We start from the raw sequence: 26,337 nt of genomic DNA, 5'->3' as shown, positions 1-26,337 counted from the left end.
GCTAGGCTCGGCCCGTGGAACCGATCGAGATCAACGCAGGCTCCTGGTATCTGCGCGCACTGCGCGCCGACGAACGGATCGATGACCGGCCCGCGCTCGCCGAAGCGGGCATCGTCGACCCCGATTACATCGCCCGCCGCGACAACGGCTGGGCAGACGAATCGCATCTGTCGTGGGCGGTGTGCGTGCCGACCACGGCGGAGATGATCGCCGAGATCGGCGTCACCCCCGACGCGGACGGCACCGCCCTGATCACCGGCTGGGCGCGCGACGGATTCGCCGACGCCCTGGCCACCGGCGTCGAATCGGTGACCCGTTTCGTCGCAGGTGCCCTCGCCCTCACCCCGCGGCTCAGCCCCGAATTGGGCTGAGCCCCTCCGGTGTCGGGTCTCGTCAGTAGATGCAGGGCTTGGGCCGGCCGGCCCAGCCGCCGTTGAGGAATTCGCATACCGCCGAGAAGATGTCGCCCGTCGAGGACCCGACCTGGGTCGCGGCGGGGGCGATGTCGGGTGCGGTGGCCGCGTTCGCGGTCGTGACGGGGAGGGCGAGGCCGGCGATCACAGCGCTGACAGCAACGAGCTTTTTCATCGAGAGTCCTGTTCGGTAGTTGTCGATCGAGTTGTTCGCTCGGATGACGAGTCTGGCATATCTGACCGTTCGGTCAAATACCCGGACGCACCGAATCGGGTTTCTCCCAACAGGTTTGCCATCACTCCACGATGGTCGCGAGTACCCGGTCGAGGGCGTCTACCACCTTGCCCAGTTCCTCCTCGGTAACGGTGAGCGCAGGCCGGAACCGGATACCGCGTGCACCGGTCCCGAGCAGCAGCACGTGCTCGCGTTCGCGCAGGGCCGTCACCACCCGGTCCCGCAGTTGCGGCGTGGCAAGGGTGATCGCGCACATCAGCCCGCGCCCACGCACCTCGCTCACCTTCTCCGGGTGCGCGGCGGCGAGCTGACCGAGCTGACCGAGCAGGTACCGGCCGAGGTGGCCGACCTTGTCGATCAGCCGATCCTGCTCCAGCACTTCGAGAATGCGTCGGGCACGCACCATGTCGGTGAGGTTGCCGCCCCAGGTGGAGTTCAGCCGCGAACTCACCCGGAAGACATTGTCGGGAACCTCGTCGACCCGGCCGCCCGCCATGATGCCGCAGACCTGGGTCTTCTTCCCGAACGCCACCACATCGGGCGCGACGTCCAATTGCTGGTAGGCCCAGGTGGTTCCGGTGAGCCCGACGCCGGTCTGCACCTCGTCGAGGACGAACAAGGCGTCGTTGTCGTGACACAACCGCTGCATCGCGGCCAGGAACCGCGGCCGCAGATGCCGGTCACCACCCTCACCCTGAATGGGTTCGGCGATGAAGCAGGCGATGTCGTGCGGACGGTCGGCGAACGCGCGGGCGGCCTGCGCGAGGGTTTCGGCTTCGAGCGCGTCGAGGTCATCGCCCGCGAAGGTATGCGGGGTGTCCAGGCGTGGCCAGTCGAACTTGGGGAAGCGCGCGGTCTTGACCGGATCGGTGTTCGTCAGCGACATGGTGTAGCCGCTGCGCCCGTGGAAGGCGCCGGTCAGGTGCAGCACCTGGGTGCCGAGTTCCGGTGAGCGACCGTGTGATTCGTTGTGCCTGCTCTTCCAGTCGAAGGCCACCTTGAGCGCGTTCTCCACCGCGAGCGCACCACCGTCGACGAAGAACAGGTGCGGTAGCCGCGGATCACCGAGCACGCGGGCGAAAGTGTCGACGAAGCGGGCCATCTCGACGGTGTAGACGTCGGAATTACTCGGCTTGTTCACCGCGGCGGTGGCCAGTTCGGCGCGGAAGCGCTCGTCGCGGGCCAGCGCCGGATGGTTCATGCCGAGGGCGTTGGAGGCGAAGAAGCCGAACATGTCGAGATAGGCGGTGCCGTCGCGTTCGTCGATGAGCGTGCGGCCATGGGACTTGTGCAGGTCGAGCACAAGGTCGAAGCCGTCCGCGAGGATGTGCGAGGACAGGATTTCGTGGACCCGGTTGGCGGGGGTGACCGCCGCGCCGGGGCGCTCCAGTTCGATGGTCACGACCCGAGGGTACGCAACTATTTACGGGACATCCACGGAATAGCGGATTAATTACGAAGAATCGTTACCTGTCGTAGAATGTCTGCAGGATGATGGTGCTGCGCGTCCGTACGTTGGCGGTGGCCCGGATCTCCTGCAGCAGCTGTTCGAGATGCCGGGGTGAGGCCACCCGAACCAGCAGGACGTAGCTCTCCTCGCCCGCCACCGAGTGGCACGCCTCGATGCCGGGAACGTGCTGCAGCAACGCGGGCGCGTCATCGGGCTGGGACGGGTCGAGAGGAGTGATCGCGACGAATGCCGACAACAGGTGCCCGAGCGCTTCGGGGTCGACGTTGGCCGTATATCCGCGGATCACGCCGCGCGCCTCGAGCCTGCGCACCCGCGACTGCACCGCCGACACCGAGAGGCTGGCCTTCTCCGCCAGATTCGACAGGGTGGCGCGCCCGTCGTTCATCAGCTCTCTGATCAGGAGCCGGTCGATGTCGTCGAGCTGGGGTCTAGCCGGTGTATCCGCCATCAGCGAAGGCTAACGCAGGCCGGGGGTTGCGCGGGGAAGACTTCTTTCTGTTCTCCTCCGAAATCCGAGCGAACTTTTCCGTGAGTCGTACCAACAGCAGAAGGTGAACAGTGATGACGCACACCGTGACCGAGCATTTCTCCGAACAGCTCTCGCTGCGCGCGAGGGCCCTGCTGCACGGCCTCGGCGCCGACGTGCCCGAGCCGGGCGTCCTGCTCGCGCGCACCCCGATCTCCGGCGGTGTCCTGCTCCCGCTCACTCCCGACACCACGGCCGACGTGGATGCCGCGATCGGTCGCGCGGCCGGCGCGTTCGAATCGTGGCGCACGGTACCCGCCCCGGTGCGCGCGGCGCTGGTGCGCAGATTGTCGGCGTTGCTGGTCGCCCATCAGGACGAGCTGGCCGAGCTGGTCACGCTCGAGGCGGGCAAGATCGGCGCCGAAGCACTCGGCGAGGTGCAGGAGATGATCGACGTCTGCGAGTTCGCGATCGGCCTGTCGCGTCAGCTCTACGGTGCGACCATGCCGTCGGAGCGGCCCGGGCATCGGCTCATGGAGACCTGGCATCCGCTGGGGGTGGTCGGGGTGATCTCGGCGTTCAACTTCCCGCTCGCGGTGTGGGCGTGGAACACCGCCATCGCGCTGGTCTGTGGTGACACGGTGGTGTGGAAGCCGTCGGAGACGACCCCGCTCACCGCACTGGCCTGTCACACGCTGCTGCGCCGGGCCGCGCTCGAGGTGGGCGCGGATCCGCAAGTGCACCAGCTGGTCCAGGGTGACGCCACCGTCGGTGAGGCACTCGTCGACGACCCACGGGTGGCGCTGCTGAGCGCGACCGGGTCGGTGCGGATGGGTGGCATCGTCGCGCCACGGGTGGCGGCCAGGTTCGGGCGGTGCCTGCTCGAGCTCGGCGGCAACAATGCCGCGATCGTGGCGCCGAGTGCCGATCTGGAGCTGGCGGTGCGGGGGATCGTGTTCGCGGCGGCGGGCACGGCGGGTCAGCGATGCACCACGCTGCGCCGGTTGATCGTGCACCGTTCGATCACCGATCAGCTCGTGGAGCGGCTGTCGTCGGCGTACAGCCAATTGCCCGTGGGCAATCCACTCGACGACGGTGTGCTCGTCGGCCCGCTCATCAATGAACGTGCCTACACCGCGATGCAGGCGGCGCTGCTGCGCGCGAAGGACGAGGGTGGCGAAATCGTCTGCGGCGGTGAGCGGGTGGAGCTGATCGGGTCGGAGGCGTACTACGTGCGACCCGCGCTGGTGCGGATGCCCGCGCAGACCGAACTGGTGCGCGAGGAGACCTTCGCACCGATCCTGTACGTGCTCACCTACGACGACCTCGATGAGGCCATCGCACTGAACAACGGTGTGACCCAGGGCCTTTCCTCAGCCATCTTCACACTCGACCAGCGCGAAGCCGAACAGTTCATCGCCGGATCCGATTGCGGCATCGCCAATGTCAACATCGGCACCTCCGGCGCGGAGATCGGCGGCGCGTTCGGCGGGGAGAAGAACACCGGCGGTGGGCGCGAATCCGGGTCCGACTCCTGGAAGGCCTACATGCGGCGAGCGACCAACACGATCAACTACTCCACCGAACTACCACTCGCCCAGGGCATCCATTTCGGCTGATCACAGCGGCGATTTCGCCTTCGGCCACCCCGCGTGTACAGTAGTGAATGCAACGCGGGATGGAGCAGCTCGGTAGCTCGCTGGGCTCATAACCCAGAGGTCGCAGGTTCAAATCCTGTTCCCGCTACCACCCGAAAGCCCCGGAGTTTCGACTCCGGGGCTTTCGTCGTTCATCCCAATCGCAACGTCCAGTTGCCGCGATAGTGCAGTCGGGTGACGCTCGCCGGCTGAACATCGATGCGCCAGAAGGACTTCGGTGGCGCGTCGAGGACCACCAGCAGCGCCGCGCGGATCACCGAGGGATGTGTCACCGCGACGGTGTCCATCCCCGCCGACGCGATCTCGGCCAGCCAGAAGCGCACCCGCTCCACCAGGTCGGTCACCGACTCACCACCGTGCCCGCGGAATTCCGGATCGGTGAGCCAGGTGAACAGCTGATCCTGCGGGATACTGCTCATCTCGGTACCCCGCCACGCCCCCGCTTCCAGGTCACGTAGCCGCTCGTCCTGCTCGCCCACCAGCCCGAGCGCCTCGGCGGTCTCGCGCACCCGACGTTCCGGGCCCGTCCGCACCTGCGCTCCGGTCAGCGGCGAGCACGTCTCCAGCGCGGCGAGGCCCGCTGTGTCCAGGGGTTCGTCGACCGGGAAACGCGCCTTGCGTACCGCCTCGGTGAGGCCGTGGCCGACGAGGTCGACTCTCAGCACCGTTTGCACGATGGACCAGGGTACGGCGAGCGTGTTCCGGGCCACACCCCTCACCCCGGCTCGACCGGGGAATCGTCGACGGCCGTGTCATCGACGCTGGTCGCGGGCGGCGCGCGGATCGCGGAACCTGTCGGTGGGTGGGTGCACACTGAATCTCATGGACCGGTTCTCCCCCGCTACCGCGCAGTGGTTCGACGGCGCCTTCCCCGAGGCGACGTCGGCCCAGCTCGGCGCGTGGCAGGCCATCGCCGACGGGCAGCACACCCTGGTCGTCGCGCCGACCGGCTCGGGCAAGACGCTGTCGGCGTTCCTGTGGGCGATCGACCAGCTCGCCCAGCGTGCGCCCGCCGAGCCCGGCACCCGCCGAGGGACGTCCGTGCTCTATGTCTCACCACTGAAAGCGCTGGCAGTGGACGTGGAGCGGAACCTGCGAGCCCCGCTGGTCGGGGTCACCCAGACGGCGAAGCGGCTGGGGCTCGACCCGCCGGAGATCTCGGTGGGCGTGCGGTCCGGTGACACCACTCCCGCGCAGCGCCGGGCGATGCAGCGCACCCCACCCGACATTCTCATCACCACTCCCGAATCCCTGTTCCTGCTGCTCACCTCCGCGGCCCGGGAAACCCTCGCCGAGGTCGAGACGGTGATCGTCGACGAGGTACACGCCATCGCCGGGTCCAAACGCGGCGCGCACCTGGCGCTGTCGCTGGCCCGGCTCGATCAGCTCACCGAACGGCCCGCGCAGCGCATCGGGCTGTCGGCGACCGTCCGCCCGCCCGAGGAGGTCGGGCGATTCCTCGTTGGCGACGCACCGATCACCATCGTTCGGCCACCCGCACCGAAGACCTTCGACCTGTCGGTCCGGGTGCCGGTGGCGGATATGACCGATCCGGGCGGCGACTCCGACCAGCCGGGTTCGATCTGGCCGCATGTCGACGAGGCCATCGTCGACCTGGTGCTCGAGCATCGTTCCTCGATCGTGTTCGCGAACTCGCGGCGCCTGGCCGAACGGTTGACCGCCCGGCTCAACGAGGCCTACGCCGCCAAGCTCGGCGAACCGGTCGAGACCGAGCACGCCCCGCCCGCCCAGCTCGGGCCGTCCACCGAGGTGATCCACGGTGCCGACCACCTGCTGGCGCGTGCCCATCACGGGTCGGTGAGCAAGGAACAGCGGGCGATCATCGAAGACGACCTCAAGACCGGTCGGCTGCGGTGCGTGGTTGCCACGAGCAGCCTCGAGCTGGGTATCGACATGGGCGCGGTCGACCTGGTCGTGCAGGTAGAGGCGCCGCCGTCGGTGGCCAGCGGGCTGCAGCGGGTCGGGCGGGCCGGGCACCAGGTGGGCGAGATCTCGCGGGGTGTGCTGTTCCCCAAGCACCGCACGGATGTCATCCATTGCACCGTCGCCGCCCAGCGCATGCTGTCCGGGCAGATCGAACTGCTGCAGATTCCCGCGCATCCGCTCGACATCCTCGCCCAGCAGACCGTTGCCGCCTGCGCGCTGGAACCGCTCGATGTCGACGCCTGGTTCGATGTCGTCCGGTCGACCGGAAGCTATGCGCAGCTGCCCCGCTCGGCGTATGAGTCCGTGCTCGATCTGCTCGCCGGTCGGTATCCGTCCGACGAGTTCGCGGAGCTGCGGCCCCGGGTGGTGTGGGATCGCGATGCGGGCACGCTGACCGGCCGCCCCGGTGCGCAACGCCTGGCGGTCACCTCGGGTGGGGCGATTCCCGATCGCGGGATGTTCGCCGTGTTCATGGTGGGCGAGAAAGCTTCTCGTGTAGGTGAACTCGACGAGGAGATGGTCTACGAGTCCCGCGTCGGTGATGTGTTCGCGCTCGGTGCGACCAGCTGGCGGATCGAGGAGATCACCTTCGACCGGGTTCTCGTGTCGCCTGCGTTCGGGCTGCCCGGTCGGTTGCCGTTCTGGCATGGTGACGGTTTGGGTCGTCCCGCCGAATTGGGTGCGGCGCTCGGCGAATTCGTGCGGACGGCTGGGCAGGTTCCTGCCGATGAGCTGACCCAGATCGTGTCCAACATGGGCACAACGGTGTCAGCTTTCGGCGACTCGCTCGATTCGAAGGAACGCGGGGCCGAGGCTGCGCGGACGCAGGCAGGCGGGGCGAAGGCGGGCCGAGCCCAGGCGGGCGAGGTCGAGTCGAGCCGGGCGCGATCACGCGGTGCGAATCGGGCCGGGGCGGAGCTGGGTAAGCCTGGTGCGCGGCTCGAGGAGTTGGTGCGCACAGCTGGGCTGGATCAGAACGCGACGGCCAATCTGGTGGGTCTGCTCGACGAACAGCGCACGGCCACAGGGCAATTGCCTACCGATCGCACCCTGGTGGTCGAGCGGTTCCGGGACGAACTCGGTGACTGGCGGCTCGTGCTGCACTCGCCCTACGGCACGCCGGTGCACGCACCGTGGGCGTTGGCTGTGGGGGCGCGTCTGCAGGAGCAGTTCGGTATCGACGCGGCGCCTACGGCGTCCGACGACGGCATTGTCGTTCGGTTGCCCGACACCACGGATCAGCCGCCGGGTGCCGAGCTGTTCGCGTTCGAACCCGACGAGATCGACGACATCGTCACCGAACAGGTCGGTGGTTCGGCGCTGTTCGCGTCCCGGTTCCGGGAGTGCGCCGCCCGCGCGCTGCTGCTGCCACGTCGCGACCCGGGTAAGCGGGCACCGCTGTGGCAGCAGCGGCAACGGTCGGCCCAATTGCTCGACGTGGCAAGGAAATTCCCACAGTTCCCGATCCTGCTGGAAACCGTGCGCGAATGCCTGCGCGATGTGTACGACCTGCCCGCCCTGCGCGACCTGCTCACCCGGGTGGCGCGCCGGGAGATCCGTCTGGTCGAGGTGGAGACCGCCACCCCGTCACCGTTCGCCAACGCCCTGCTGTTCTCCTACATCGGCCAATTCCTCTACGACGGCGACAGCCCGCTGGCCGAACGCCGTGCCGCCGCCCTCGCCCTCGACTCGAGTCTGCTCGCCGAACTCCTGGGCCGCGTAGAACTGCGCGAACTCCTCGACCCGGCCGTCCTCGACCTCACCGAACGCGAACTCCAGCGCCTCACTCCCGAACGCCACGCCCGCGACGCCGAAGGCCTGGCCGATATGCTCCGCCTCCTCGGCCCTCTGACCCCCACCGAGGCCGCCGCTCGCTGCGTTCCCCGCCCCGGAACCCCGACAGCCGCTCGCTATGCCGTGGCGGACGACCGAGCACCACGCACCATCGAGGGGGAGTCGGCGACAAGCCCATCGGACGGACATGCCGGTGGTGGCTCGGTCGACGTCGGCTCGTCGGTCGGTGGCGACGCGTCGGCAGGTGGTGGTTCGTCGGCTGACAGCGGCGATGGGTCGCGACTGCTCGCGGACTCCGACGCGCCGGTGTGGTTCGCGGAGTTGCGGGATTCGCGGCGGGCGCTGGAGGTTTCATTCGCCGGTCGGACCTGGTGGGTTGCCGTGGAGGACGCGGCTCGCTTGCGGGATGCGCTGGGAGTGCCGTTGCCTATCGGGGTGCCCGCCGCGTTCATCGAGCCGGTGCCGGATCCGCTGGGTGATCTCGTCGGGCGGTATGCGCGCACCCATGCGCCGTTCACGACTGCCTCTGTTGCCGAGCGATTCGGGTTGGGGACGGCGGTCGCGGTCACCGCGTTGCACCGGCTGCTCGCCGAAAAGCGCGTTGTGGAGGGCGAATTCACGCCGGGTGCGGCCGGTGGTGAGTGGTGTGACGCGCAGGTGTTGCGGCGGTTGCGGCGTCGGTCGCTGGCGGCGGCGCGGCATGAGGTCGAACCGGTCGCCACCGCGGCATTCGCTCGCTTCCTGCCTGCCTGGCAGCACGTCGGTTCGGGCGAGTTGCGCGGCATCGACGGTGTGGCCACGGTGGTGGAACAGCTCGCGGGCGTGCCCGTTCCGGCCTCGGCGTGGGAGTCGCTGATCCTGCCGATGCGGGTGCGCGACTACTCCCCCGCCATGCTCGACGAACTCATGGCCACCGGCGAGGTGATCTGGTCGGGGCACGGCGCCATCACCGCCCGCGACGGCTGGATCGCCCTGCACTTGGCCGAACAAACCCCGGTCACCCTGCCTCCACCCGACGACATCGACCCGACCGACGTCCAACTCGACCTCCTCATCGCTCTCGGCGCCGACATCGAGCCCCGCACCCAAACCCGGCGCGGCTCCGGGTCCACACGACCCGCCGACGGCGCCCCCCACGACAGTTCGCCGACGGGAAGGCCCGACGCTGTCGATATCGACGCCGACCGCTCGAACCTCGGGAAAACCTCGCGAACAGGCACATCCGCGCCCGACTTCCCTGACGCACCCGGTGCGAGTGGACCGGATCGGGCCCGTCCCCCGAAGCGAACCGGCCAGGTCGGCAGCGCCGGGTACGCGGGCGAGGCGATAGATCTCGACGTACCCGCCGGTGGGGACGACCGTCGAATCCCGGCGAACCTCAGCGGCGGCGGCGCGTACTTCTTCCGCCAGCTGTCGGATGCGACCGGCCTGCTCGACGACAAGGCAGTCGGCGACGCGCTGTGGCAGTTGGTCTGGGCCGGTTACGTTTCCGGCGACACCTTCGCCCCGGTGCGCGCGCTCCTGTCCGGCACCGCGCGCAGCACCACCGCGCATCGCACGCCACGCCGCGCTCCCCGGGCACGCGCATACCTTCCGCGGCCATCGATGCCGACCCGCTCGGGGCCACCCGATCTGGCGGGAAGGTGGTCGATACTCCCGGAACGGGTGCGCGACAACACTGTTCGTGCCCATGCCACGGCCGATCAGCTCATCGAGCGGTACGGCGTGCTGACGCGCGGCTCCGTACAGAACGAAGGCGTGCCGGGCGGGTTCGCGCTGATGTACCGGGTCCTCACCGAGTTCGAGGACCGCGGCCGGTGCAGGCGCGGCTATTTCGTCGACACCCTCGGTGGCGCGCAGTTCTCCACCACCGACACCGTCGACCGATTACGTTCCTTCGACACCGACCGCGACGACAACCGGGCAGGCGTCGCCGTCGCCCTGGCCGCCTGCGACCCGGCCAACCCCTACGGAGCCGCCCTGCCGTGGCCCAAGGGCGATGCCGACAGTGGTCACCGACCGGGCCGCAAGGCGGGGGCGCTGGTGGTACTGGTCGGCGGCGAACTGGTGCTCTATGTGGAGCGCGGCGGCAAGACCCTGCTCAGCTTCACCGAGGACATCGGTCTGCGCCGCACAGCGGCCGTCGCCTTGGCGCAGCTGGTCACCGACCGCCGGGTCGACGGCCTGGTGATCGACAAGATCAACGGCGAATCCGTGCACGGCCACACCTTCGTCGACGTCCTGGTCGAGGCGGGTTTCTCGATGACCCCGCGCGGGTTGCGGTTGCGCAGGCAGGTGTGACCGATGCCCGAGGGTGACACCGTGTTCCGCACCGCCGAACGACTGCGTACCGCGCTGGCGGGAAAGACATTGACCCGCAGCGACTTCCGCGTCCCCCGCTACGCCACCGTCGATCTGGTCGGTGAGGTCGTCGACGACGTCGTCAGCTACGGCAAGCACCTGTTCGTGCGCACCGACCGCGTGAGCATCCACACCCACCTCAAAATGGAGGGTGTGTGGCGGGTGTTCCACTGCGGTCAACGCTGGACCAAACCACGGGTCACCGCGCGCCTGGTGCTGGCCACCGACGAGGTCGAGGCGGTGGGCTTCTCGCTCGGCAAGGTGCAGGTGCTTCCCCGTGCCGACGAGCACACCGTCATCGACCATCTCGGTCCCGATCTGCTCGGTCCGGACTGGGACACCGCAGAAGCGTTGCGCCGCCTGGCGCAGTATCCGCGACGCGCCGTCGGCCTCGCCCTGCTCGACCAGCGCAACCTGGCCGGTATCGGCAATATCTACCGCAGCGAGATCTGCTTTCTGCGCCGCGTTCACCCGGCCACGCCGGTCGGTGACATCGCCGATCTCCCCGCCCTCGTCGACGAGTCACACCGGGTGCTCGGCAAGGCCGCGCACGAACCACCCTGGCGGCCACTGGTCTACGGGCGGACCCGTCGGTCGTGTCCACGCTGCGGCACCCCCATCGCCTCCCAGCTCCTCGGGGAGGACGACCCCGCCGACCGCATCACCCAGCGCGAACGTGGCATCTTCTTCTGTCCGCGCTGCCAGCCGCTCGCCTGAATCGGCTCGCCGCCGCTGCCCGCGTCCGATACGCTCGCCGAAGTCGTTCCCACCGCTGACTTCCCGGCAGTCCACCAGGTAGAGAGCAGGTTTCGCAATGGCATGTCGGATCAGTGAGCTCGTGCTCGAGTGCCGCGAGCCCGAGACGCTCGCCCAGTTCTGGTGCGCGGTACTCGAGTACGTCGTGCTCGATCGCGACGACGACGGCAGCATCGAGATCGGGCCACGCGTCGGCTTCGGTGGCCCGCAGCCGACGATCATCCTCAGCCCCACCGACAACCCCGCGCCCGGCAAGGCCCGCCTGCACATCGACGTCAATCCCACCGACCACGACCAGGACGCCGAACTCGCGCGCCTGCTCGACCTCGGCGCACGTCCCGCGGAGATCGGCCAGACCGGCGATGAGCAGTGGCACGTGCTGGCCGATCCCGAGGACAACTACTTCTGCCTGCTGAAGGCGCGCATCGACCCGGTCTGAGGGTCAGCGGTCCTGCGGTACCGGTTCCAGCAGTTGTGGACGCGGCTCCGGGGCGGCGACCCGCAGCGCGTCGGCCGACTTGTCGTCCGGCTGGGTCTGCGATTCGATCTCCGCGCGCACCCGCGCCTGGTAGGTCGACACCTCACGCTCGATGTCGTCGTCGTCCCAGCCGAGGATCGGCGCGACCAGGTGCGCGACCTGCTCGGCACAGTTGGCGCCCCGATCGGGGTATTCGATGGAGATGCGGGTGCGCCGGGCCAGGATGTCGTCGAGGTGCAGGGCGCCCTCCGCGGCGACCGCGTACACCGCTTCCACCTGCAGGTAGGCGGGGGCGTCGGTAATCGGTTGCAGCAGTTCGGGTTTGCCATCGGCCATGGCGAGCACCTCGTCGACGACCGAGCCGTAGCGATCGAGCAGGTGGGTCATCCGGTACGGGTGGACGCCGTAGTGCTCGGCCAGTTGCACGGTCTGGTTCACCAGCGCGAAGTACCCGTCGGCGCCGAGCAGGGCGACCTTCTCGGTGATCGACGGCGACACGCGGGCCGGAATGTCTTGCGCCGCTTCGTCCATCGCATCGGCCGCCATCACCCGGTAGGTGGTGTACTTGCCGCCCGCGATACTCACCAGGCCGGGAGCCACCCGCGCCACGGCATGCTCGCGCGACAGCTTCGACGTCTCGTCGCTCTCCCCCGCCAGCAGCGGTCGCAGGCCCGCGTACACGCCATCGATGTCGTCGTGGGTGAGCGGCGTGACCAGCACCTCGTTCACCCGGTCGAGCAGATAGTCGATGTCGGCCTTGGTCGCGGCGGGATGCGCGAGGTCCAGATTCCAGTCGGTGTCGGTGGTGCCGACGATCCAGTGGGCGCCCCACGGAATGACGAACAGCACCGAGGTGGCGGTCCGCAGAATGATCGCCGCGTCGCTGACGATCCGGTCGCGCGGGACGACGATGTGCACGCCCTTGGACGCTCGCACATGGAATCGACCGCGCTGATGCGACAGCCCCTGCACCTCGTCGGTCCACACGCCCGTCGCATTGATGACCACGCTCGCGCGCACCTCGGCGGTCCGACCGTCCTCGGTGTCGCGCAGCTTCGCCCCGACCACCCGGTCGGCCTCCCGCAGCAGCCCGACCACCTGGGTGGACGTGCGGATGACGGCACCGTAGTGGGCGGCGGTGCGGGCGACGGTCATGGTGTGGCGGGCGTCGTCGACGACGGTGTCGTAGTAGGTGACACCGCCGATCAGCGCGTCACGGCGCAGCCCCGGCGCCAGCCGCAGGGCACCGTGTCGGGTCAGATGGTGCTGTCCCGGAACGGATTTCGCGCCGCCCATGGTGTCGTAGAGGGTCAGGCCTGCGGCCACGTACGGCCGTTCCCACAGCCGGTGGGTGAGCGGGTACAGGAACCGCAGCGGCTTCACCAGGTGCGGCGCCAGCGTCGACAACGCCAGCTCGCGCTCCTTGAGCGCCTCGCGCACCAATCCGAACTCGAGCTGCTCGAGGTAACGCAGACCGCCGTGGAACATCTTCGACGACCGGCTCGAGGTGCCCGAGGCGAGGTCACGCGCCTCAACGAGGGCGACCGACAGGCCACGGGTCGCCGCGTCGAGCGCGATTCCGCAGCCGACCACGCCGCCGCCGATGACCAGCACATCGAATCGGTCCTTGCCGAGGCGCTCCCACGCGGTGCGCCGGTGTTCGGGCCCGAGCTCCCCCGGGCCGAGCCGGTCTCGTTTCCCGCCGGCGACCAACTCACCAGGGTTCAGGAACGGAAACTCCGGTGTCTGCGACATGCTCGACTCCTCGCCGCCGACCGTGAACGGCCGGTCCCAGCCGACAGTTGGGTGCAGACGCCGGGCACGTCCCGACGCCGCCTACAGGCTAAACGTAGTGCCCACCCGGCGTGTGGGACGAACCCGGCGAGGCGCGTGGCCGAAATTCGGTACCCGCGCCCAACCGGGCGATTTCCGCTCGTCGTCGGCGACAAAGCTCGCTACGACGACCGCGCGGTTGGGTAGCCTGCCTGAATGCGTCGCTATGTGGCCGCCATCGATCAGGGCACGACTTCGAGTAGGTGCATCGTCTTCGACCGGCAGGGCCGGATCGTCGGGACCGCGCAACGCGAACATCGGCAGATCTTCCCCAAGCCCGGTTGGGTGGAGCACGATCCGGTCGAGGTGTGGCGCAATACGGAATGGGTGCTCGGCGCCGCGCTGGGCAACAGCGGCTGCTCGGCGGGCGATCTGGCCGCCATCGGTATCACCAACCAGCGCGAGACCACCGTCGTGTGGGACCGGACCACCGGCGAACCGGTGTACAACGCCATCGTCTGGCAGGACACCCGCACCGATCAGCTGTGCACCGAGCTCGGTGGCGAGCAGGGTGCGTCGCGGTACGCCGACCGCACCGGGTTGCCGCTGTCGACCTATTTCGCCGGTCCGAAGCTGCGCTGGATCCTCGACAACGTGGAGGGTGCACGGGAAAAGGCGCAGGCGGGTGACCTGTGTTTCGGCACGATGGATACCTGGGTGCTGTGGAATCTCACCGGTGAACACCGCACCGACGTCACCAACGCCTCGCGCACGATGCTGATGGATCTGCGCACCCTGCGATGGGATTCGCAGATCTGCGCGGAATTCGACGTGCCGATGTCGATGCTGCCCGAGATCCGCAGCTCCTCGGAGGTGTACGCGGAGATCACCGCCGGGCCTTTCGCCGGCGCGCCCGTGGCCGGCATTCTCGGTGACCAGCAGGCCGCCACCTTCGGGCAGGCGTGCCTGTCGCCCGGCGAGGCCAAGAACACCTATGGCACAGGCAATTTCATGCTGCTCAATACCGGGACGACGCCGGTGTTCAGCAAGCACGGGTTGCTCACCACCGCCTGCTACCAGATCGGTGACTCCCCCGCCGTCTACGCGCTGGAAGGGTCCATCGCGGTCACCGGTTCGCTGGTGCAGTGGTTGCGTGACAACCTCGGCATCATCTCCTCCGCCCCCGAAGTGGAAACCTTGGCCCGCACAGTCCCCGACAACGGTGGCGCCTACTTCGTTCCCGCCTTCTCCGGCCTGTTCGCCCCGCGCTGGCGACCCGACGCCAGAGGCGTCATCGCGGGCCTCACCCGCTTCGTCACCAAGGCCCATCTGGCCAGAGCCGCATTGGAATCCACCGCTTTCCAGACCCGCGAGGTGGTCGACGCCATGCGTGCCGACGCCGCCGCCCAGCACCTCGACCTGGAACTGACCACCCTCAAGGTCGACGGCGGCATGACCGGCAACGACCTGCTGATGCAATTCCAGGCCGACATCCTCGACGTCCCCGTCGTCCGCCCGGTGGTCCGCGAAACCACCGCCCTCGGCGCCGCCTACGCCGCAGGCCTGGCCGTCGGCTACTGGTCCAACCTCGACGACCTGCGCGACAACTGGATCGCCGACCACACCTGGACCCCCGACATGCCCGAATCCGAACGCACCCAACGCTGCTCGGAATGGAACAAGGCCGTGGAACGCACCTACAACTGGTCCTGAACATGGACGACCGTCCCCGCAAACTGCCTCGTCAACGCCGGGCGCGCGAGACCGTGGAAACACTGCTCGAGGCCGCCGCCCAGGTGTTCTCCCGCGAGGGTGCGGCGGCATCGACCAACCGGATCGCCGAACGGGCAGGCGTCTCGATCGGCACGCTGTACCAGTACTTTCCGAACAAGACGGCGATGCTGCGCGCCTTGGCCGAGCGCCACTTCATCGCTGCCGAGACGGGGCTCGGCGAGGTGTTCGCGCGGTTGCGGTCCGAGGAGCCACCGTTCGACGAGACGCTGCGTGCGATCGTGACGGCTGTCGCCGATCTGCATCGCGACCGGCCTGCCCTGCACGCCCTCATGCACCGCGTCGCGTTGCGGCTGCCCGCGGAATGGGAGGCGGTGCGGGCCTTCGAGGACTACCTCGTCGCCGAGGTGGAGTTCCATCTGCGGCGATGCGGGCGCGGCGGAGCTGATCCGCAGCTCACCGCGCGGACCCTGGTCCACGCCGTCGACACCCAGGTGCACCGCGTGATGACGCGACATACCGTCGATGCGGACGCGCTGCTCGTACTGGCGCGGCAGTTGCTGCAGGAGGGCTGAACGGGCTGTGGACGGCCCGACCGGTCAGAGCGGGCGGAGAGAGCCGATGACCTCCCGCACCGTGTCGGCCAGCTGCGTCAGCCCCGGCTCTTCGATGGGGAAGTGACCACATCCCTCGAGCAATACCGCTCTCGTGTCGGCGGCGATCCGGTCGAGGAACCGCACGCTCAGTTCCGGCGGCGTCCACCGGTCCGCCGCCGGGTGGACCAGCGTGACCGGCGAACCCTGATAGTCCTGTGGAGGTGTGTGCTCGAACAAGAGGAAGTCCGTGAGAAAACCGACGGGGATCCACACACCGCCGCCTCTCGGGTCGCTGCCACAGTGTCGCGACAACGCCGGGTCGAGGCTCATGTTCGCCATATCGACCATCCATCGAATCGGCAGGCGCACACCGCCCGCCACTCGCCCCGCGCCCGAGAGAACGCCACGCGGCAACGCTCCCAACGCCTTCCAGCGCGCAGCTGCCCGGCGCGCGGCCGGGTCAGCGGGGTCGAGCAGACAAGTCGCCACCACGTGCGCGACCCGCCCGGTCCGCGCCGCCACCTCGTACGCGAGCATCCCGCCGACACTCGCGCCGAACAGCACGAGCGGCCTGCTGTCGGATTCGGTTTCAGCACAGACGAATTCGCTCACCAACTCCACCCAGTCGCGATACCGCACCGACGCGGGCTCCGGCTCCACGGTGTCGCCGTAGAGCGGAAGATCCAGCGCCGCGACCGAAACTCCCTCCCCCGCGACGATTCCGAGCAGCGGCCAAACCAACCCCGCATGCCCACCCGCCCCGTGCAACGCCAACACCCGAACAGCCGCGTCCCCACGCTCCGCCCTGGCCACATGCACCCTGCGCCCCCGCCACTCCCACCACGTCGACCGCGGCTCGACCACCGCCTCCTGATAACGCACCGGCAGGAACTTCACATAACTCGAATACTCCATACGCACAGAATCCGCCCCCGAATACCCGCTGCCAACTCGCATTCACACCACCGAACCGGCCCCAAAAACACCCACTGACCAGTGCAATCGCAAGACACTGATTCCCGTGCTCACATTTCGAACATCGCTATGCGGCTTCTGCAGTCGGTCACAGGCCAGCCCGGAGTCTCGGACTCCGGTCATCCGTTGTGGACAGCACCGCCGAATCGCGCATGACTGTGTCCTGGTCACCCGAATGCACAAGCCTCGAGAAGAGTCGAGGCACATCCGAGCGACCGGCGAGCCACTGTCAAACGCTGGTCGTGGCTGCTTTTGCCAGGCGGTTGACCGCTTCGGTGAGAGTTGGCTCGTCCGAGGTGGTGAAGCAGAGGCGCATGGAGGTCTGGTAGGCGTCGGTGACGGCGAAGGCGGCGCCGGGGACGTAGGCGACGCCTGCTTCCAAAGCGGTGGGGAGGAGGATCGAGGCGTTGGTGCCGTCGGTGAAATCGGCCCAGATGAACATGCCGCCGGTGGGATCGGTGCAGTGGACGCGGTCGGCGAAGGTGGTACGCAGGGCGGTGACGAGGGCGCGGGCGCGGGTGCCGTAGGCGGCGCGGATGGTGTCGACGTGGGTGGTGAGCCAGTCGGTGTCGGTGAGCAGGTCGGTGGCGATCTGGTGGGTGAGGGCCGAGCCGCACAGGTCGGCGCCTTGTTTGAGGAGTTCGACTGCGCGACAGACCTTTTCGGGGGCGATCAACCAGCCGACGCGCAGGGCGGGGGCCAGGATCTTGGACACGCTGGACAGCCGGATCACCTGGGGTGAGTAGGAGGCGACCGGCGCCGGGGCCGGCTGGTCGAACCAGAGTTCGCTGTAGGGATCGTCTTCGATCACCCAGAAGCCGTGTGCCTCGGCGAGTTCGGCGAGGCGACGGCGGCGTTCGGGCGCGAGGGTGACCCCACCGGGGTTGTGGAAGTTGGCGACGGTGTGGACGACGGCCGGACGCTCACCGGCGGCCAGCAGCTCCTCGAGCACGTCGACACGTAGCCCGTCGGCGTCGAGCGGCACGGCGACGATGCGCGCACCGGCCGCCCGGAACACCTGCAGCGCACCGACATACGCCGGGTCCTCCACCACGACCAACGCGCCGGGATCGAGCAGCACCTCGGCCAGCAGCGACAACGCCTGCTGCGAACCATGGGTGATGAACACCTCGCCGACCGGCACCGACCGGCCGATCTGGGCGGACTCGCGATCGGCGATCACCGCACGCAGCGCGGGCCAGCCGGGCGACTCCGTGTACTGCAGCACCGCCGGATCACGCAGGGCCGCCTCGGCGGCGGCGGCGATCCGCTCGCCCGGCATCAGTGCCGCGTCGGGCAGACCACCGGCAAGGCTGACGATCTCCGGCCGCGCGGTGAGTTTGAGCAGGTCCCTGATCGCCGAACTCTGCAAACCGGCGAGCTTGCCCGCCAATGCTGGACTGGTCAGCGACATGGAAACCTCCGGGAACGCCAGGGGACGCGATGACCAACGATCGCACAGCATTCACCAGAATATGAAATTGTTGTCCCAGATAATGGGACTATGGGAGGGCAGTGATGGACTTGACCTGCCACTTCCCATCGGTCAGCGTGGTGACGATCTCCTGCTTGTAGACCACCGACGTACGGTCGGGATGCCACTCGCGCAACTCCACGTCATAGACGCCGACACCGGTCTCGCGCACCTTCACGCAGTGCGTGGTACCCCTCGGGATCTGATCGTCGATCGCCTTCTGGATGACATCGGCGGGCGAGATGTTCACCGCGTCGGGCGCGACGAACTCACGCACGCGCGCACCGGATCGTTCGACATAGAAGGCGTACTGGAAGCCGAGGATCGCCCTCGCACCCGAGGACGTGTCGCCGGGACCGTTGCCGACGGTGAGACCCTCGTCGGCGATCGTCCGGCAGTCGGTACCCGCGGCGGAGGTGACCGGTGCCGCGGTAGGCCCGGGATCCTCGCCACCACCACGCTTGACCAGCCCGATCGTCAGCACCAGCGCGACGACGAGCAGGACCGCGGCCACGACACCGCCGATGATCCAGCGCATCCGGTTGTCGGGCTCGGACTCCTCGGCGACCGGCGCGGGCGGCGTCTTCGGAGCGAGCCTGCGGGCGATGGGGTCGTCGGCCCAGGACAGGCCGGGTTCGGGCGGCTTAGGGACGCCGCCGTCGTCGTCGGGGCTGTTCCACCAGGCCCGTTCCTCGGCGTCGTTGTCCTTGGCCGGCGCGCGCGGCGGTTCGGGGGCGCGTTTCGGTTCGGCGATCCGCTGCTGGCGCGGCGCGGAGTTGCGCCGGATGACCTCGGTCTCTTCCTTCCCGGAAGTCACCGGCACCGAATCGCCGAACACCGAGCTACCGGCGGCGGCAGCGTCGGCACCGAAACGCACCGTCGGATCGGCGGACGGGGTGGGTCGTGCGGGCGGCGGTGTCGCGACAGCCTCACCGAACGGTGAAGGACGCGGTGGCACAACAGGGTTCGCGGGCGGCGGGGTGGCCCCACCGAAAACGGAGGTCGGTGCCGAAGAACGAGGTGGCGCAGGCGGACTCGTGGGCGGCGGCGTGGACACGGCATCACCGAAGACAGATGTCGGAGCCGAACGACGCGGTGGCACAGCAGGATCCGACCCGCGCGGCGGAACAGGCGCATTCGGCGGAACGCTCCCGGCGGGAGGCACTGGACCGGGAGCGACGGGCGGAACGGGTCCAGCCGGGGCCACCGGCGCACCGAACGGCCCGGGCGCGGAGCCCGGCTGCGCGGGTCGCCAACCCACCTCCGGCAGCGGTCCCGGCGGAGCGGGCGGCGGCACGGCGAGCGGACCACCGAAACCGGCGTCGTCGACCGGCGGCCCGAAATCGCCTACGGGAGGACCGAATTCACTCGCGGGCCGGTTACGGCCGCGCTCGTTCTCGTCATCCTCGGTGGCCACAGTCCCATCCTTTCCCCAGGACACACGTGTGGGGCGGTCGCCATCCGACCGCCCCACACGACGTACTGCGTGTCAGTACTGGAGCGAGCCACCCCACTGAGTGGTGACACCCGCGACGTTGATCGTCTGCAGCAGCTCCCCCGGCACCGGAAGTGTAGCCTTCGCGGCCTGTTCCATCGCGGCGGCACCGCCCGGCTGAGCCTTGATCCAGTTCTCGACCGCCGCCTTGGCCAGGTTGGCCTGGGTGGTGTCGAGGACGGTGACCATGGTGTTGTCGGGGCGGCCGTCGCCACCGTTGAAGGTGGTGACCTTCACCGAGTTCTCGCCGACGTACTCGACCGCCACACCGGCGTCACCGAAGCCGCCACCCGGCGTGCGGTACCCGATGGTGCCGACGTACCCGGAAGCGTTGTTGTAGTGGTGGGTGTTGGCCAGCACACCCGGCAGCAGCGACCCGCCGTCGACGGTGACGCCGACTTCCTGGTGCGGGCCTTCCATCTCGACGACCGGCGCGGCGGGCGCGTTGGCCAGGCGCGGCGCCTGCCAGGCGGGCTCCTGCGCTTCCTGCGGCTCCTGCACCAGGGTCTCGGGACCGTCTTCGGCGGCACCGCCCTGCGCCTGCGGGGCGGCGGGCTGGTTCTGCGAGGGCTGCGCGGGCGTCTGCTGGGCGGGGGTGCCACCCTGCTGGCCCGGCGCGGCCTCTTGCGGCTTCTCCGGGTTGTTCACGGCGGGCTGAGCGGGGTTGCCCTGACCGGCCTGACCCGGCACCGGCAGCGGCGCGGTACGCGGGGTGGTGGTGACGCCCGGCTGGCTCGGCGTCGGCTTGGCCTGCTCCGGCTCCTCCGGCGCGGGGGTGGTGACACCCGGCTGCGCCGGGGTGGGCTTGGACTCGCCCGGCTTCACGTTCTCCGGGGTCTCCGGCTGCTTCTCTTCAGGAGTGACCGTCTCCGGCGTCTCTCCCGGCTGCTGGCTCGGGGTCTCGGTGCCCGGCTGCGCAGGAGCCGGAGTCGCGGGTGTGGTCGGCTGGTCGCTGGGGACCGCGCCGGCCGGAGCCGCGAGGAGGGTCGCCACGGCCGCGGCGGCGGCCAGGGGCAACGACGTGCTTGCCATCGCTCGCTGCGCCCGACTCGGCTTACGATGCTTCACTTTTCGCTAATCCCTTTCCCGGAGGGAATCCCCCACAATCCACCACGCGCTCACATTCGAACGCGCCTCGGCCGTGAGTCAACCATATGAGCGCGAGACAGGCAACGCGGCAGTAGCTTTCGGACATCGGCCGTGGGGGCTCAGTCCAGGTCGTCGTGGCGCATCAGCAAACGACCGGCTTCGGTGACCGATCCGGTGAGCGACGGGTACACCGAGAAGGTCTGCGCGAGGTCGGTGACGGTGAGGTTGTTCTGCACCGCGAGCGCGATCGGCAGGATCAGCTCCGAGGCGATGGGGGCGACGACCACGCCGCCGATCACCACACCGGTGGCCGGGCGGCAGAAGATCTTGACGAAGCCCCGGCGCAGCCCCGACATCTTCGCGCGCGGATTGGTGTTGAGCGGCAGCATGACCGTGCGCGCGGGCACCTCACCGTTGTCGATGGCGGTCTGGCTCACGCCGACGGTCGCGATCTCCGGGCGGGTGAACACCGCCGAGGCGACGGTCTTGAGCCGGATGGGGCTCACCCCCTCGCCGAGCGCGTGGTACATCGCGATCCGGCCCTGCATCGCGGCCACCGAGGCGAGCGGGAGCAGGCCGGTGCAGTCACCCGCCGCGTAGATACCCGGCACCGAGGTGCGCGACACGCGGTCGACACGCAGGTAGCCGTTGTCGAGTTCGATACCGACCCGGTCGAGACCGAGTTCGGCGGTGTTCGGGGTGGAGCCGACGGTCATCAGGGCGTGGGTGCCGGTGACGGTACGCCCGTCGGACAGCTTCACCACGATGCCGTCGGCCGTGCGCTCCACGGCGTCGGCGCGGGCGTGCTTGACCAGTTCCACACCGCGTTCGGCGAGGGCTTCCTCGAGCACGAGCGCGGCGTCGGCGTCCTCGCCGGGCAGCACGCGGTCGCGGCTGGACACCAGCTTCACCCGCACACCCATCTCGGTGTAGGCGGAGACGAATTCGGCACCGGTGACACCGGATCCGACCACCACCAGGGTCTCGGGCAGTTCCGGCAGGTCGTACAGCTGGCGCCAGGTGAGAATGCGCTCACCGTCGGGTTCGGCACCGCGCAGCACCCGGGGGCTGGCGCCGGTGGCGATGAGCACCACCTCGGCCTCGAATTCCTCGGTGCTGCCGTCGGCCATGGTGGCACGCACACGGTGCGCCAAACCAGCTGCGGGACCGACCAATTCACCGCGCCCGGCCAGCAACTGCACTCCTGCGGCCTGCAGTTTGGCGCGGATGTCGGAGGACTGGGCGAGGGCGAGCGCCTTCACGCGGCCGTTCACCTCGGGCAGGTTCACCTTCGCCTGGCTCGCGTCCAGGGTGATGCCGAGGTCACGGGCGCGGCGCAGATCGGTACGCAGACCGGTGGAGGCGATGAACGTCTTCGACGGAACACAATCCCACAGCACACAGGCGCCACCGATGCCGTCGGCATCGACCAGGGTCACCGAGGCCCCGTGCTGGGCGGCCACCAGAGCCGCCTCGTATCCCGCCGGTCCACCGCCGATGATCGCAATCCGTGCCACCAGTCACGCTCCTGTGCTCGCCTGATCGGGCATCGCCCCTTGTGAGGGCCGCCCGCGCTGTCGCCCCATCATTTCAGGTGCGCCGTGACGCGACCGGGTCGGCTCGGTGAACAACGTTCGGCGTGTTCGCCGTCACCGCCGGGTGTGACAGTGAGCCGATCTGGGTGGGAGACAGGAATTCCGCGCGGTTTATTGGCTACAGTTCCTCAGGTGCCGATCTATGCCGCTTACGGGTCCAACATGGACTCCACGCAGATGCTGGAACGCTGCCCGCATTCGCCCATGTCGGGGACCGGGTGGCTGGAAGGTTGGCGCCTGACCTTCGCCGGTGACGACATCGGCTGGGAAGGGCCGTTGGCCACCGTCGTCGAAGATCCAGGCTCCCGGGTGTTCGTCGTCCTCTACGACGTGTCCCCGGAGGACGAGGAACGCCTCGACCGCTGGGAGGGCTCCGACTTCGGCATCCACAAGAAGATCCGGCTGCGGGTCACCGGCACCCAGGGCGAGTCCCGGCTGGCCTGGTTGTACGTGCTCGACGCGTACGAGGGTGGGCTGCCGTCGGCGCGTTACCTGGGTGTCATCGCCGATGCCGCCGAGAAGGCGGGCGCACCCGAGGACTACGTGCACGCCTTGCGCACCCGCAACAGCAAGAATGTGGGTCCGGGCTCGGCCTGAGCCGGCCCCGAACCCGGGGAGTGCGCCACCTACCGCACTCCCCGCCGCCCCTCACGCCTGCAGCACGATATTCGTCAGTGTCCGCACGCCGACGGCAAGCGCGCGTTCGTCGATATCGAACGTCGGCTGATGCAGGTCGAGTTGCTCGCCGGTGCCCGACCAGACGCCGAGACGCGCCATCGCGCCCGGCGCGTGTTCCAGGTACCAGGAGAAGTCCTCGCCGCCGCCCGACTGGGGGGTGTCGGCCAGCGTGTCGGGTCCGATCGCCAGGACGGCGTTCTCGAACATCAGGGTCGAGGCCGGATCGTTGACCACCGGGGGCACGCCGCGCTTGTAGTTGAGCTGGTACCGCACACCGGTCGGCGCGAGCAGGCTGTCGACGATCTCGCGGACCAGCGGCTCGAGCAGCAACCACGTGGGGTGGTCGCCGGTGCGGACGGTTCCGGTGAGCATGCCGGTCTGCGGGATGGCGTTGGGTGCCTTGCCCGCGCTCACCGCGCCCCACACCATCACGGTGCTGGTGCGCGGATCGACCCGCCTGCTCAGCAGCCCGGGCAGCCCGGTGATGACGGTGCCGATGGCATACACCAGGTCGCTGGTGAGGTGCGGCCGGGACGTATGCCCGCCGGGCGAGTCGAGCACGAGTTCGACGGTGTCGGCCGCCGAGGTGATCGCCCCGGTCCGCAGCCCGACCTTGCCCACTTCCAGTCGTGGATCGCAGTGCAGCGCGAAGATCCGGTCCACGCCGTTCATCCCGCCCGCGGCGACCACGTCGAGCGCGCCGCCGGGCATCACTTCCTCGGCGGGCTGGAAGATCAACCGCACGCCGACCGGCAGGGTGTGTTCGGCCTCGGCCAGCGCGAGCGCGGTCCCCAGCAGCACCGTGGTGTGCGCGTCGTGACCGCAGGCGTGCGACACGCCGGGCACGGTCGAGGCGAAGCTCAGGCCGGTGAATTCCTGCATCGGCAGGGCGTCCATGTCGGCGCGCAGGGCGATGCGCGGTCCGTCGGACGGTCCGAGATCACAGATCAGGCCGGTGCCTCCGGGCAGCACCTCCCAGGTCAGGCCCGCCTTGGTGAGCCAGCCGGAGACGAATTCGGTGGTGGCGAACTCCGCCCGCGACAACTCGGGGTTGGCGTGGATGTGCCTGCGCCATTGCACCAGGTCACCGGTGTGTTCGGCCAGCCATGCGTCGACGATCTCGGTTCCCGACATCATGGTTGGTTCGGCGGCCGGCCGGGTCGGGAACACCGTGGGCTCACGCATCACCGACGGGGTGGCGACACCCATCGATAGAGCGTCAGCGCCTGCGCGTGCGGTGCCCGAATGGCCGGAAATACTCACCGAATGTCCTCCTGTCGTTCGATCAGACGTTGCAACAACCTGTCCCTGTGTACTTCATCGCGCGCGATCGCGACAGCGGTACGCGCCAGCGCGAGCGCACCGTCGATCACGGCCTGATCCGCCGAGGCGTTCACCGCGGCCGCCGCGAAGTCCGGTTGGTGGGTCACCGCGCCACCGGCGTCGATGCCGATCACCGGGTGGATGCCGGGGATCACGTTGGTGACGTTGCCCATGTCGGTGCTCCCGAGCGGTCGCAGCACCTCGAGCTCGGGCGCGATCGGCACCCGTCCCAAACCGGTGATCTGCGCGCGGTAGGCAGCGATGAGTTCCGGGTCGGGGGTGAGCTCGGTATAGGTGGGCGCGAGCGTCCGTATGTCGTGGGTGCAGCCGGTCGCCAGGGCGCCCGCCGCGAAGCATGCCTTCGCCCGGCGCATCAGGTCGTCCAGGGACGCGGCGTCGGCAGCGCGAAGGTAGTACAGCAACTCCGCACGTCCGGGCACGATGTTGGGGGCTACACCACCGTCGGACACTATACCGTGCAGCTGCTGGCCGGGCCGCAGATGCTGGCGCAGCAAGCCGAGAGCAACCTGGGTGACGGTGATCGCGTCGCCCGCGTTGAGGCCGAGTTCGGGGGCGGCGCTCGCGTGTGCCTCGCGGCCGTGAAAGGTGACGGCGAGGTCGGCCAGTGCCAGCGATCGGGCGCCGACGATGTCGGCCGGGCCGGGGTGGACCATCATCGCCATGGCGATGTCGTCGAAGGCGCCTGCCTCGAGCATGAGTACTTTGCCGCCGCCGCTCTCCTCGGCGGGTGTGCCGAGCACGACGACGGTGATGCCGAGCTGATCGGCCACCTCGGCCAGGCCGAGCGCCGCACCGGTCGAGGACGCGGCGATGATGTTGTGCCCGCAGGCGTGCCCGATCTCGGGCAGCGCGTCGTATTCGGCGCAGATGCCGACGGTGAGCGGGCCGCTGCCGTAGACGGCGCGAAAGGCCGTGGGCAGCCCCGCGATTCCGGTGGTGATCGCGAAGCCGCGGGCGCGTAGCGGGGCGAGCACCTTGGCGACGCTCCGGGTCTCGTCGAAGGCCAGTTCGGGTTCGGCGTGAATTGCGTGCGACAGCCCGATCAGCTCGTCCGAGGCCGCGAGGATCGCGGTATCGGCTGCGGTCGCCGAGAATTCGCCGGTACGCGAGGGTGCCATGCACTCAGTCTCGCATCAGTGCTCCACCCGGGCGCACCGGCGAAGGAGCTCAGCCGCCGAAGGGCAGGTTCTCCGGGGTCACCGGCGTGGCGAGCGCGGCGAGGGTCTCCGCGTGCAGCGAGGTCTTGATGATCGGGGTGATCGGCTTGCGCAGGCTGGTGAGCGCGGCCGCGCGGGCGACGGCGGTGGGCAGCACCTGCTCGGCATCGGCCTTGGCGTCGACGATGCCCGCGGCGATCGCCTCGTCGGCGCCGAAGCGGTGCCCGGTGGTCATGGCCTGCACGCACACCTGATTGCTGAGGCGGCCCTGCAGCAGCGCGTTCATGCCGATGGTGAAGGGCATGCCGAGGTGCACCTCGGGCAGCGACCAGAAGCCGCGGTCACCGCGCATCACCCGGAAGTCGTGCGCGGAGGCGAGCATGGCACCCGCACCGAAGGCGTGACCGTTGATGGCGGCGACGGTCGGCATCGGGAAGGTCAGCAGCCGGGAGTAGAGGGTGTGCACCCGGTCGAGGTAGCCGTGGATCTTGTCCAGGTTGCCGAACACCCAGTCGGTGTCGAGGCCGTTGCTGTAGAACTTGCCGGTCGCCACGGTGACCAGCGCCGCGGCCCCCTCGGACGCCTCGACCTTGTCGAGTTCGGCGTGGAAGGCGTCGATCCAGTCCGGCGAGAAACGGTTCTCGTTGTCGGTCTGCCCCTCGTTACCGAGGTACAGGACGAAAACTTCACCAGAGCGCTCCAAATACGGCATACCGGGGAGAATAGTCCGCGCCAGAACACTCCCCTACTCGCGGGTAGACACCCTTCCCAGCCCCGCACATCCCGACCTCGAGGAGGGATCGCCGCGCAGCGGCGGTTCGCGGCCGTCCCGACGATCAGGTGCCGTGGCG

Annotated in this window: 21 protein-coding genes and 1 tRNA gene; 9 read left to right on the top strand and 13 right to left on the bottom strand. The window is 69.0% G+C overall.

Annotated features, from left to right (window positions below):
- The first annotated feature begins 14 nt into the window (after positions 1-14).
- Positions 15-371: a hypothetical protein gene (locus AB0I35_RS09695; RefSeq protein ID WP_357395363.1), complete on the top strand. Its 357-nt coding sequence runs from the start codon at positions 15-17 to the stop codon at positions 369-371.
- Positions 372-393: 22 nt separating this feature from the next.
- Here the strand turns inward: AB0I35_RS09695 and AB0I35_RS09690 are convergent, their stop codons facing one another.
- The 3 genes from AB0I35_RS09690 to AB0I35_RS09680 all read right to left on the bottom strand — a co-directional run bounded on the left by AB0I35_RS09690 (position 394) and on the right by AB0I35_RS09680 (position 2,567).
- Positions 394-588 carry a hypothetical protein gene (locus tag AB0I35_RS09690; RefSeq protein ID WP_357146943.1) on the bottom strand — a complete coding sequence of 65 codons (195 nt, stop codon included), beginning with the start codon at positions 586-588 and terminating at the stop codon, positions 394-396.
- 121 nt (positions 589-709) lie between these two features.
- Positions 710-2,050, bottom strand: coding sequence for an L-lysine 6-transaminase (gene lat, locus AB0I35_RS09685; RefSeq protein ID WP_357395362.1), 1,341 nt, complete (start codon positions 2,048-2,050; stop codon positions 710-712).
- A gap of 64 nt (positions 2,051-2,114) precedes the next feature.
- On the bottom strand, positions 2,115-2,567 hold the full coding sequence (locus AB0I35_RS09680) for an Lrp/AsnC family transcriptional regulator (RefSeq protein ID WP_067490712.1): 453 nt from the start codon (positions 2,565-2,567) through the stop codon (positions 2,115-2,117).
- Between the two features lie 113 nt (positions 2,568-2,680).
- Between AB0I35_RS09680 and AB0I35_RS09675 the strand changes: the two genes are divergently transcribed.
- The gene (locus tag AB0I35_RS09675; RefSeq protein ID WP_357395361.1) at positions 2,681-4,204 is read left to right on the top strand and encodes an aldehyde dehydrogenase family protein; all 1,524 of its coding nucleotides are present in this window, start codon (positions 2,681-2,683) and stop codon (positions 4,202-4,204) included.
- A 53-nt stretch (positions 4,205-4,257) separates the two neighbouring features.
- Positions 4,258-4,334, top strand: a tRNA-Met gene (locus tag AB0I35_RS09670).
- Positions 4,335-4,374: 40 nt separating this feature from the next.
- On the opposite strand, the gene AB0I35_RS09665 is transcribed toward AB0I35_RS09670, so the two are convergent.
- Entirely contained in the window at positions 4,375-4,917 is a 543-nt protein-coding gene (locus AB0I35_RS09665) for a histidine phosphatase family protein (RefSeq protein WP_357395360.1), read from the bottom strand.
- 148 nt (positions 4,918-5,065) lie between these two features.
- On the opposite strand from AB0I35_RS09665, the gene AB0I35_RS09660 reads away from it, so the two are divergent.
- The 3 genes from AB0I35_RS09660 to AB0I35_RS09650 all read left to right on the top strand — a co-directional run bounded on the left by AB0I35_RS09660 (position 5,066) and on the right by AB0I35_RS09650 (position 11,540).
- The gene (locus AB0I35_RS09660) at positions 5,066-10,285 is read left to right on the top strand and encodes a DEAD/DEAH box helicase (RefSeq protein WP_357395359.1); all 5,220 of its coding nucleotides are present in this window, start codon (positions 5,066-5,068) and stop codon (positions 10,283-10,285) included.
- A 3-nt stretch (positions 10,286-10,288) separates the two neighbouring features.
- Positions 10,289-11,062, top strand: coding sequence for a DNA-formamidopyrimidine glycosylase family protein (locus AB0I35_RS09655; RefSeq protein WP_357395358.1), 774 nt, complete (start codon positions 10,289-10,291; stop codon positions 11,060-11,062).
- Between the two features lie 97 nt (positions 11,063-11,159).
- Entirely contained in the window at positions 11,160-11,540 is a 381-nt protein-coding gene (locus AB0I35_RS09650; RefSeq protein WP_357395357.1) for a VOC family protein, read from the top strand.
- 3 nt (positions 11,541-11,543) lie between these two features.
- Here the strand turns inward: AB0I35_RS09650 and glpD are convergent, their stop codons facing one another.
- Positions 11,544-13,334, bottom strand: a complete 1,791-nt coding sequence (gene glpD, locus AB0I35_RS09645; protein ID WP_357395356.1) for a glycerol-3-phosphate dehydrogenase — start codon at positions 13,332-13,334, stop codon at positions 11,544-11,546.
- 234 nt (positions 13,335-13,568) lie between these two features.
- Between glpD and glpK the strand changes: the two genes are divergently transcribed.
- Together glpK and AB0I35_RS09635 are read left to right on the top strand one after the other, a co-directional pair.
- Positions 13,569-15,065, top strand: coding sequence for a glycerol kinase GlpK (glpK, locus tag AB0I35_RS09640; RefSeq protein ID WP_357395355.1), 1,497 nt, complete (start codon positions 13,569-13,571; stop codon positions 15,063-15,065).
- 2 nt (positions 15,066-15,067) lie between these two features.
- The gene (locus AB0I35_RS09635) at positions 15,068-15,658 is read left to right on the top strand and encodes a TetR/AcrR family transcriptional regulator (protein ID WP_357395354.1); all 591 of its coding nucleotides are present in this window, start codon (positions 15,068-15,070) and stop codon (positions 15,656-15,658) included.
- A gap of 24 nt (positions 15,659-15,682) precedes the next feature.
- Here AB0I35_RS09635 and AB0I35_RS09630 read toward each other — a convergent pair whose 3' ends face one another.
- The 5 genes from AB0I35_RS09630 to AB0I35_RS09610 all read right to left on the bottom strand — a co-directional run bounded on the left by AB0I35_RS09630 (position 15,683) and on the right by AB0I35_RS09610 (position 22,229).
- Positions 15,683-16,594 carry an alpha/beta hydrolase gene (locus AB0I35_RS09630; protein WP_357395353.1) on the bottom strand — a complete coding sequence of 304 codons (912 nt, stop codon included), beginning with the start codon at positions 16,592-16,594 and terminating at the stop codon, positions 15,683-15,685.
- Positions 16,595-16,883: 289 nt separating this feature from the next.
- Positions 16,884-18,068, bottom strand: coding sequence for a PLP-dependent aminotransferase family protein (locus AB0I35_RS09625; protein ID WP_357395352.1), 1,185 nt, complete (start codon positions 18,066-18,068; stop codon positions 16,884-16,886).
- An 88-nt stretch (positions 18,069-18,156) separates the two neighbouring features.
- Positions 18,157-19,086, bottom strand: a complete 930-nt coding sequence (locus AB0I35_RS09620) for a hypothetical protein (RefSeq protein ID WP_357395351.1) — start codon at positions 19,084-19,086, stop codon at positions 18,157-18,159.
- Positions 19,087-19,617: 531 nt separating this feature from the next.
- Positions 19,618-20,655, bottom strand: a complete 1,038-nt coding sequence (locus AB0I35_RS09615; protein WP_357395350.1) for a hypothetical protein — start codon at positions 20,653-20,655, stop codon at positions 19,618-19,620.
- 176 nt (positions 20,656-20,831) lie between these two features.
- On the bottom strand, positions 20,832-22,229 hold the full coding sequence (locus AB0I35_RS09610; RefSeq protein WP_357395349.1) for an NAD(P)H-quinone dehydrogenase: 1,398 nt from the start codon (positions 22,227-22,229) through the stop codon (positions 20,832-20,834).
- Positions 22,230-22,439: 210 nt separating this feature from the next.
- Between AB0I35_RS09610 and AB0I35_RS09605 the strand changes: the two genes are divergently transcribed.
- The gene (locus tag AB0I35_RS09605) at positions 22,440-22,904 is read left to right on the top strand and encodes a gamma-glutamylcyclotransferase (RefSeq protein ID WP_067490738.1); all 465 of its coding nucleotides are present in this window, start codon (positions 22,440-22,442) and stop codon (positions 22,902-22,904) included.
- Positions 22,905-22,955: 51 nt separating this feature from the next.
- On the opposite strand, the gene AB0I35_RS09600 is transcribed toward AB0I35_RS09605, so the two are convergent.
- The 3 genes from AB0I35_RS09600 to AB0I35_RS09590 all read right to left on the bottom strand — a co-directional run bounded on the left by AB0I35_RS09600 (position 22,956) and on the right by AB0I35_RS09590 (position 26,198).
- On the bottom strand, positions 22,956-24,119 hold the full coding sequence (locus AB0I35_RS09600; protein ID WP_357395472.1) for a M20 family metallopeptidase: 1,164 nt from the start codon (positions 24,117-24,119) through the stop codon (positions 22,956-22,958).
- Between the two features lie 125 nt (positions 24,120-24,244).
- Entirely contained in the window at positions 24,245-25,447 is a 1,203-nt protein-coding gene (locus tag AB0I35_RS09595) for a M20 family metallopeptidase (protein WP_357395348.1), read from the bottom strand.
- A 49-nt stretch (positions 25,448-25,496) separates the two neighbouring features.
- A complete protein-coding gene (locus tag AB0I35_RS09590) occupies positions 25,497-26,198 on the bottom strand; it encodes an enoyl-CoA hydratase-related protein (protein WP_357395347.1) in 702 nt (233 codons plus the stop codon).
- Positions 26,199-26,337: the final 139 nt, after the last annotated feature.

Origin of the sequence: Nocardia sp. NPDC050378, from assembly GCF_040655675.1 — a bacterium.
GTDB lineage: Bacteria > Actinomycetota > Actinomycetes > Mycobacteriales > Mycobacteriaceae > Nocardia > Nocardia coubleae.
This window is presented reverse-complemented; position numbering and strand designations above follow the sequence as displayed.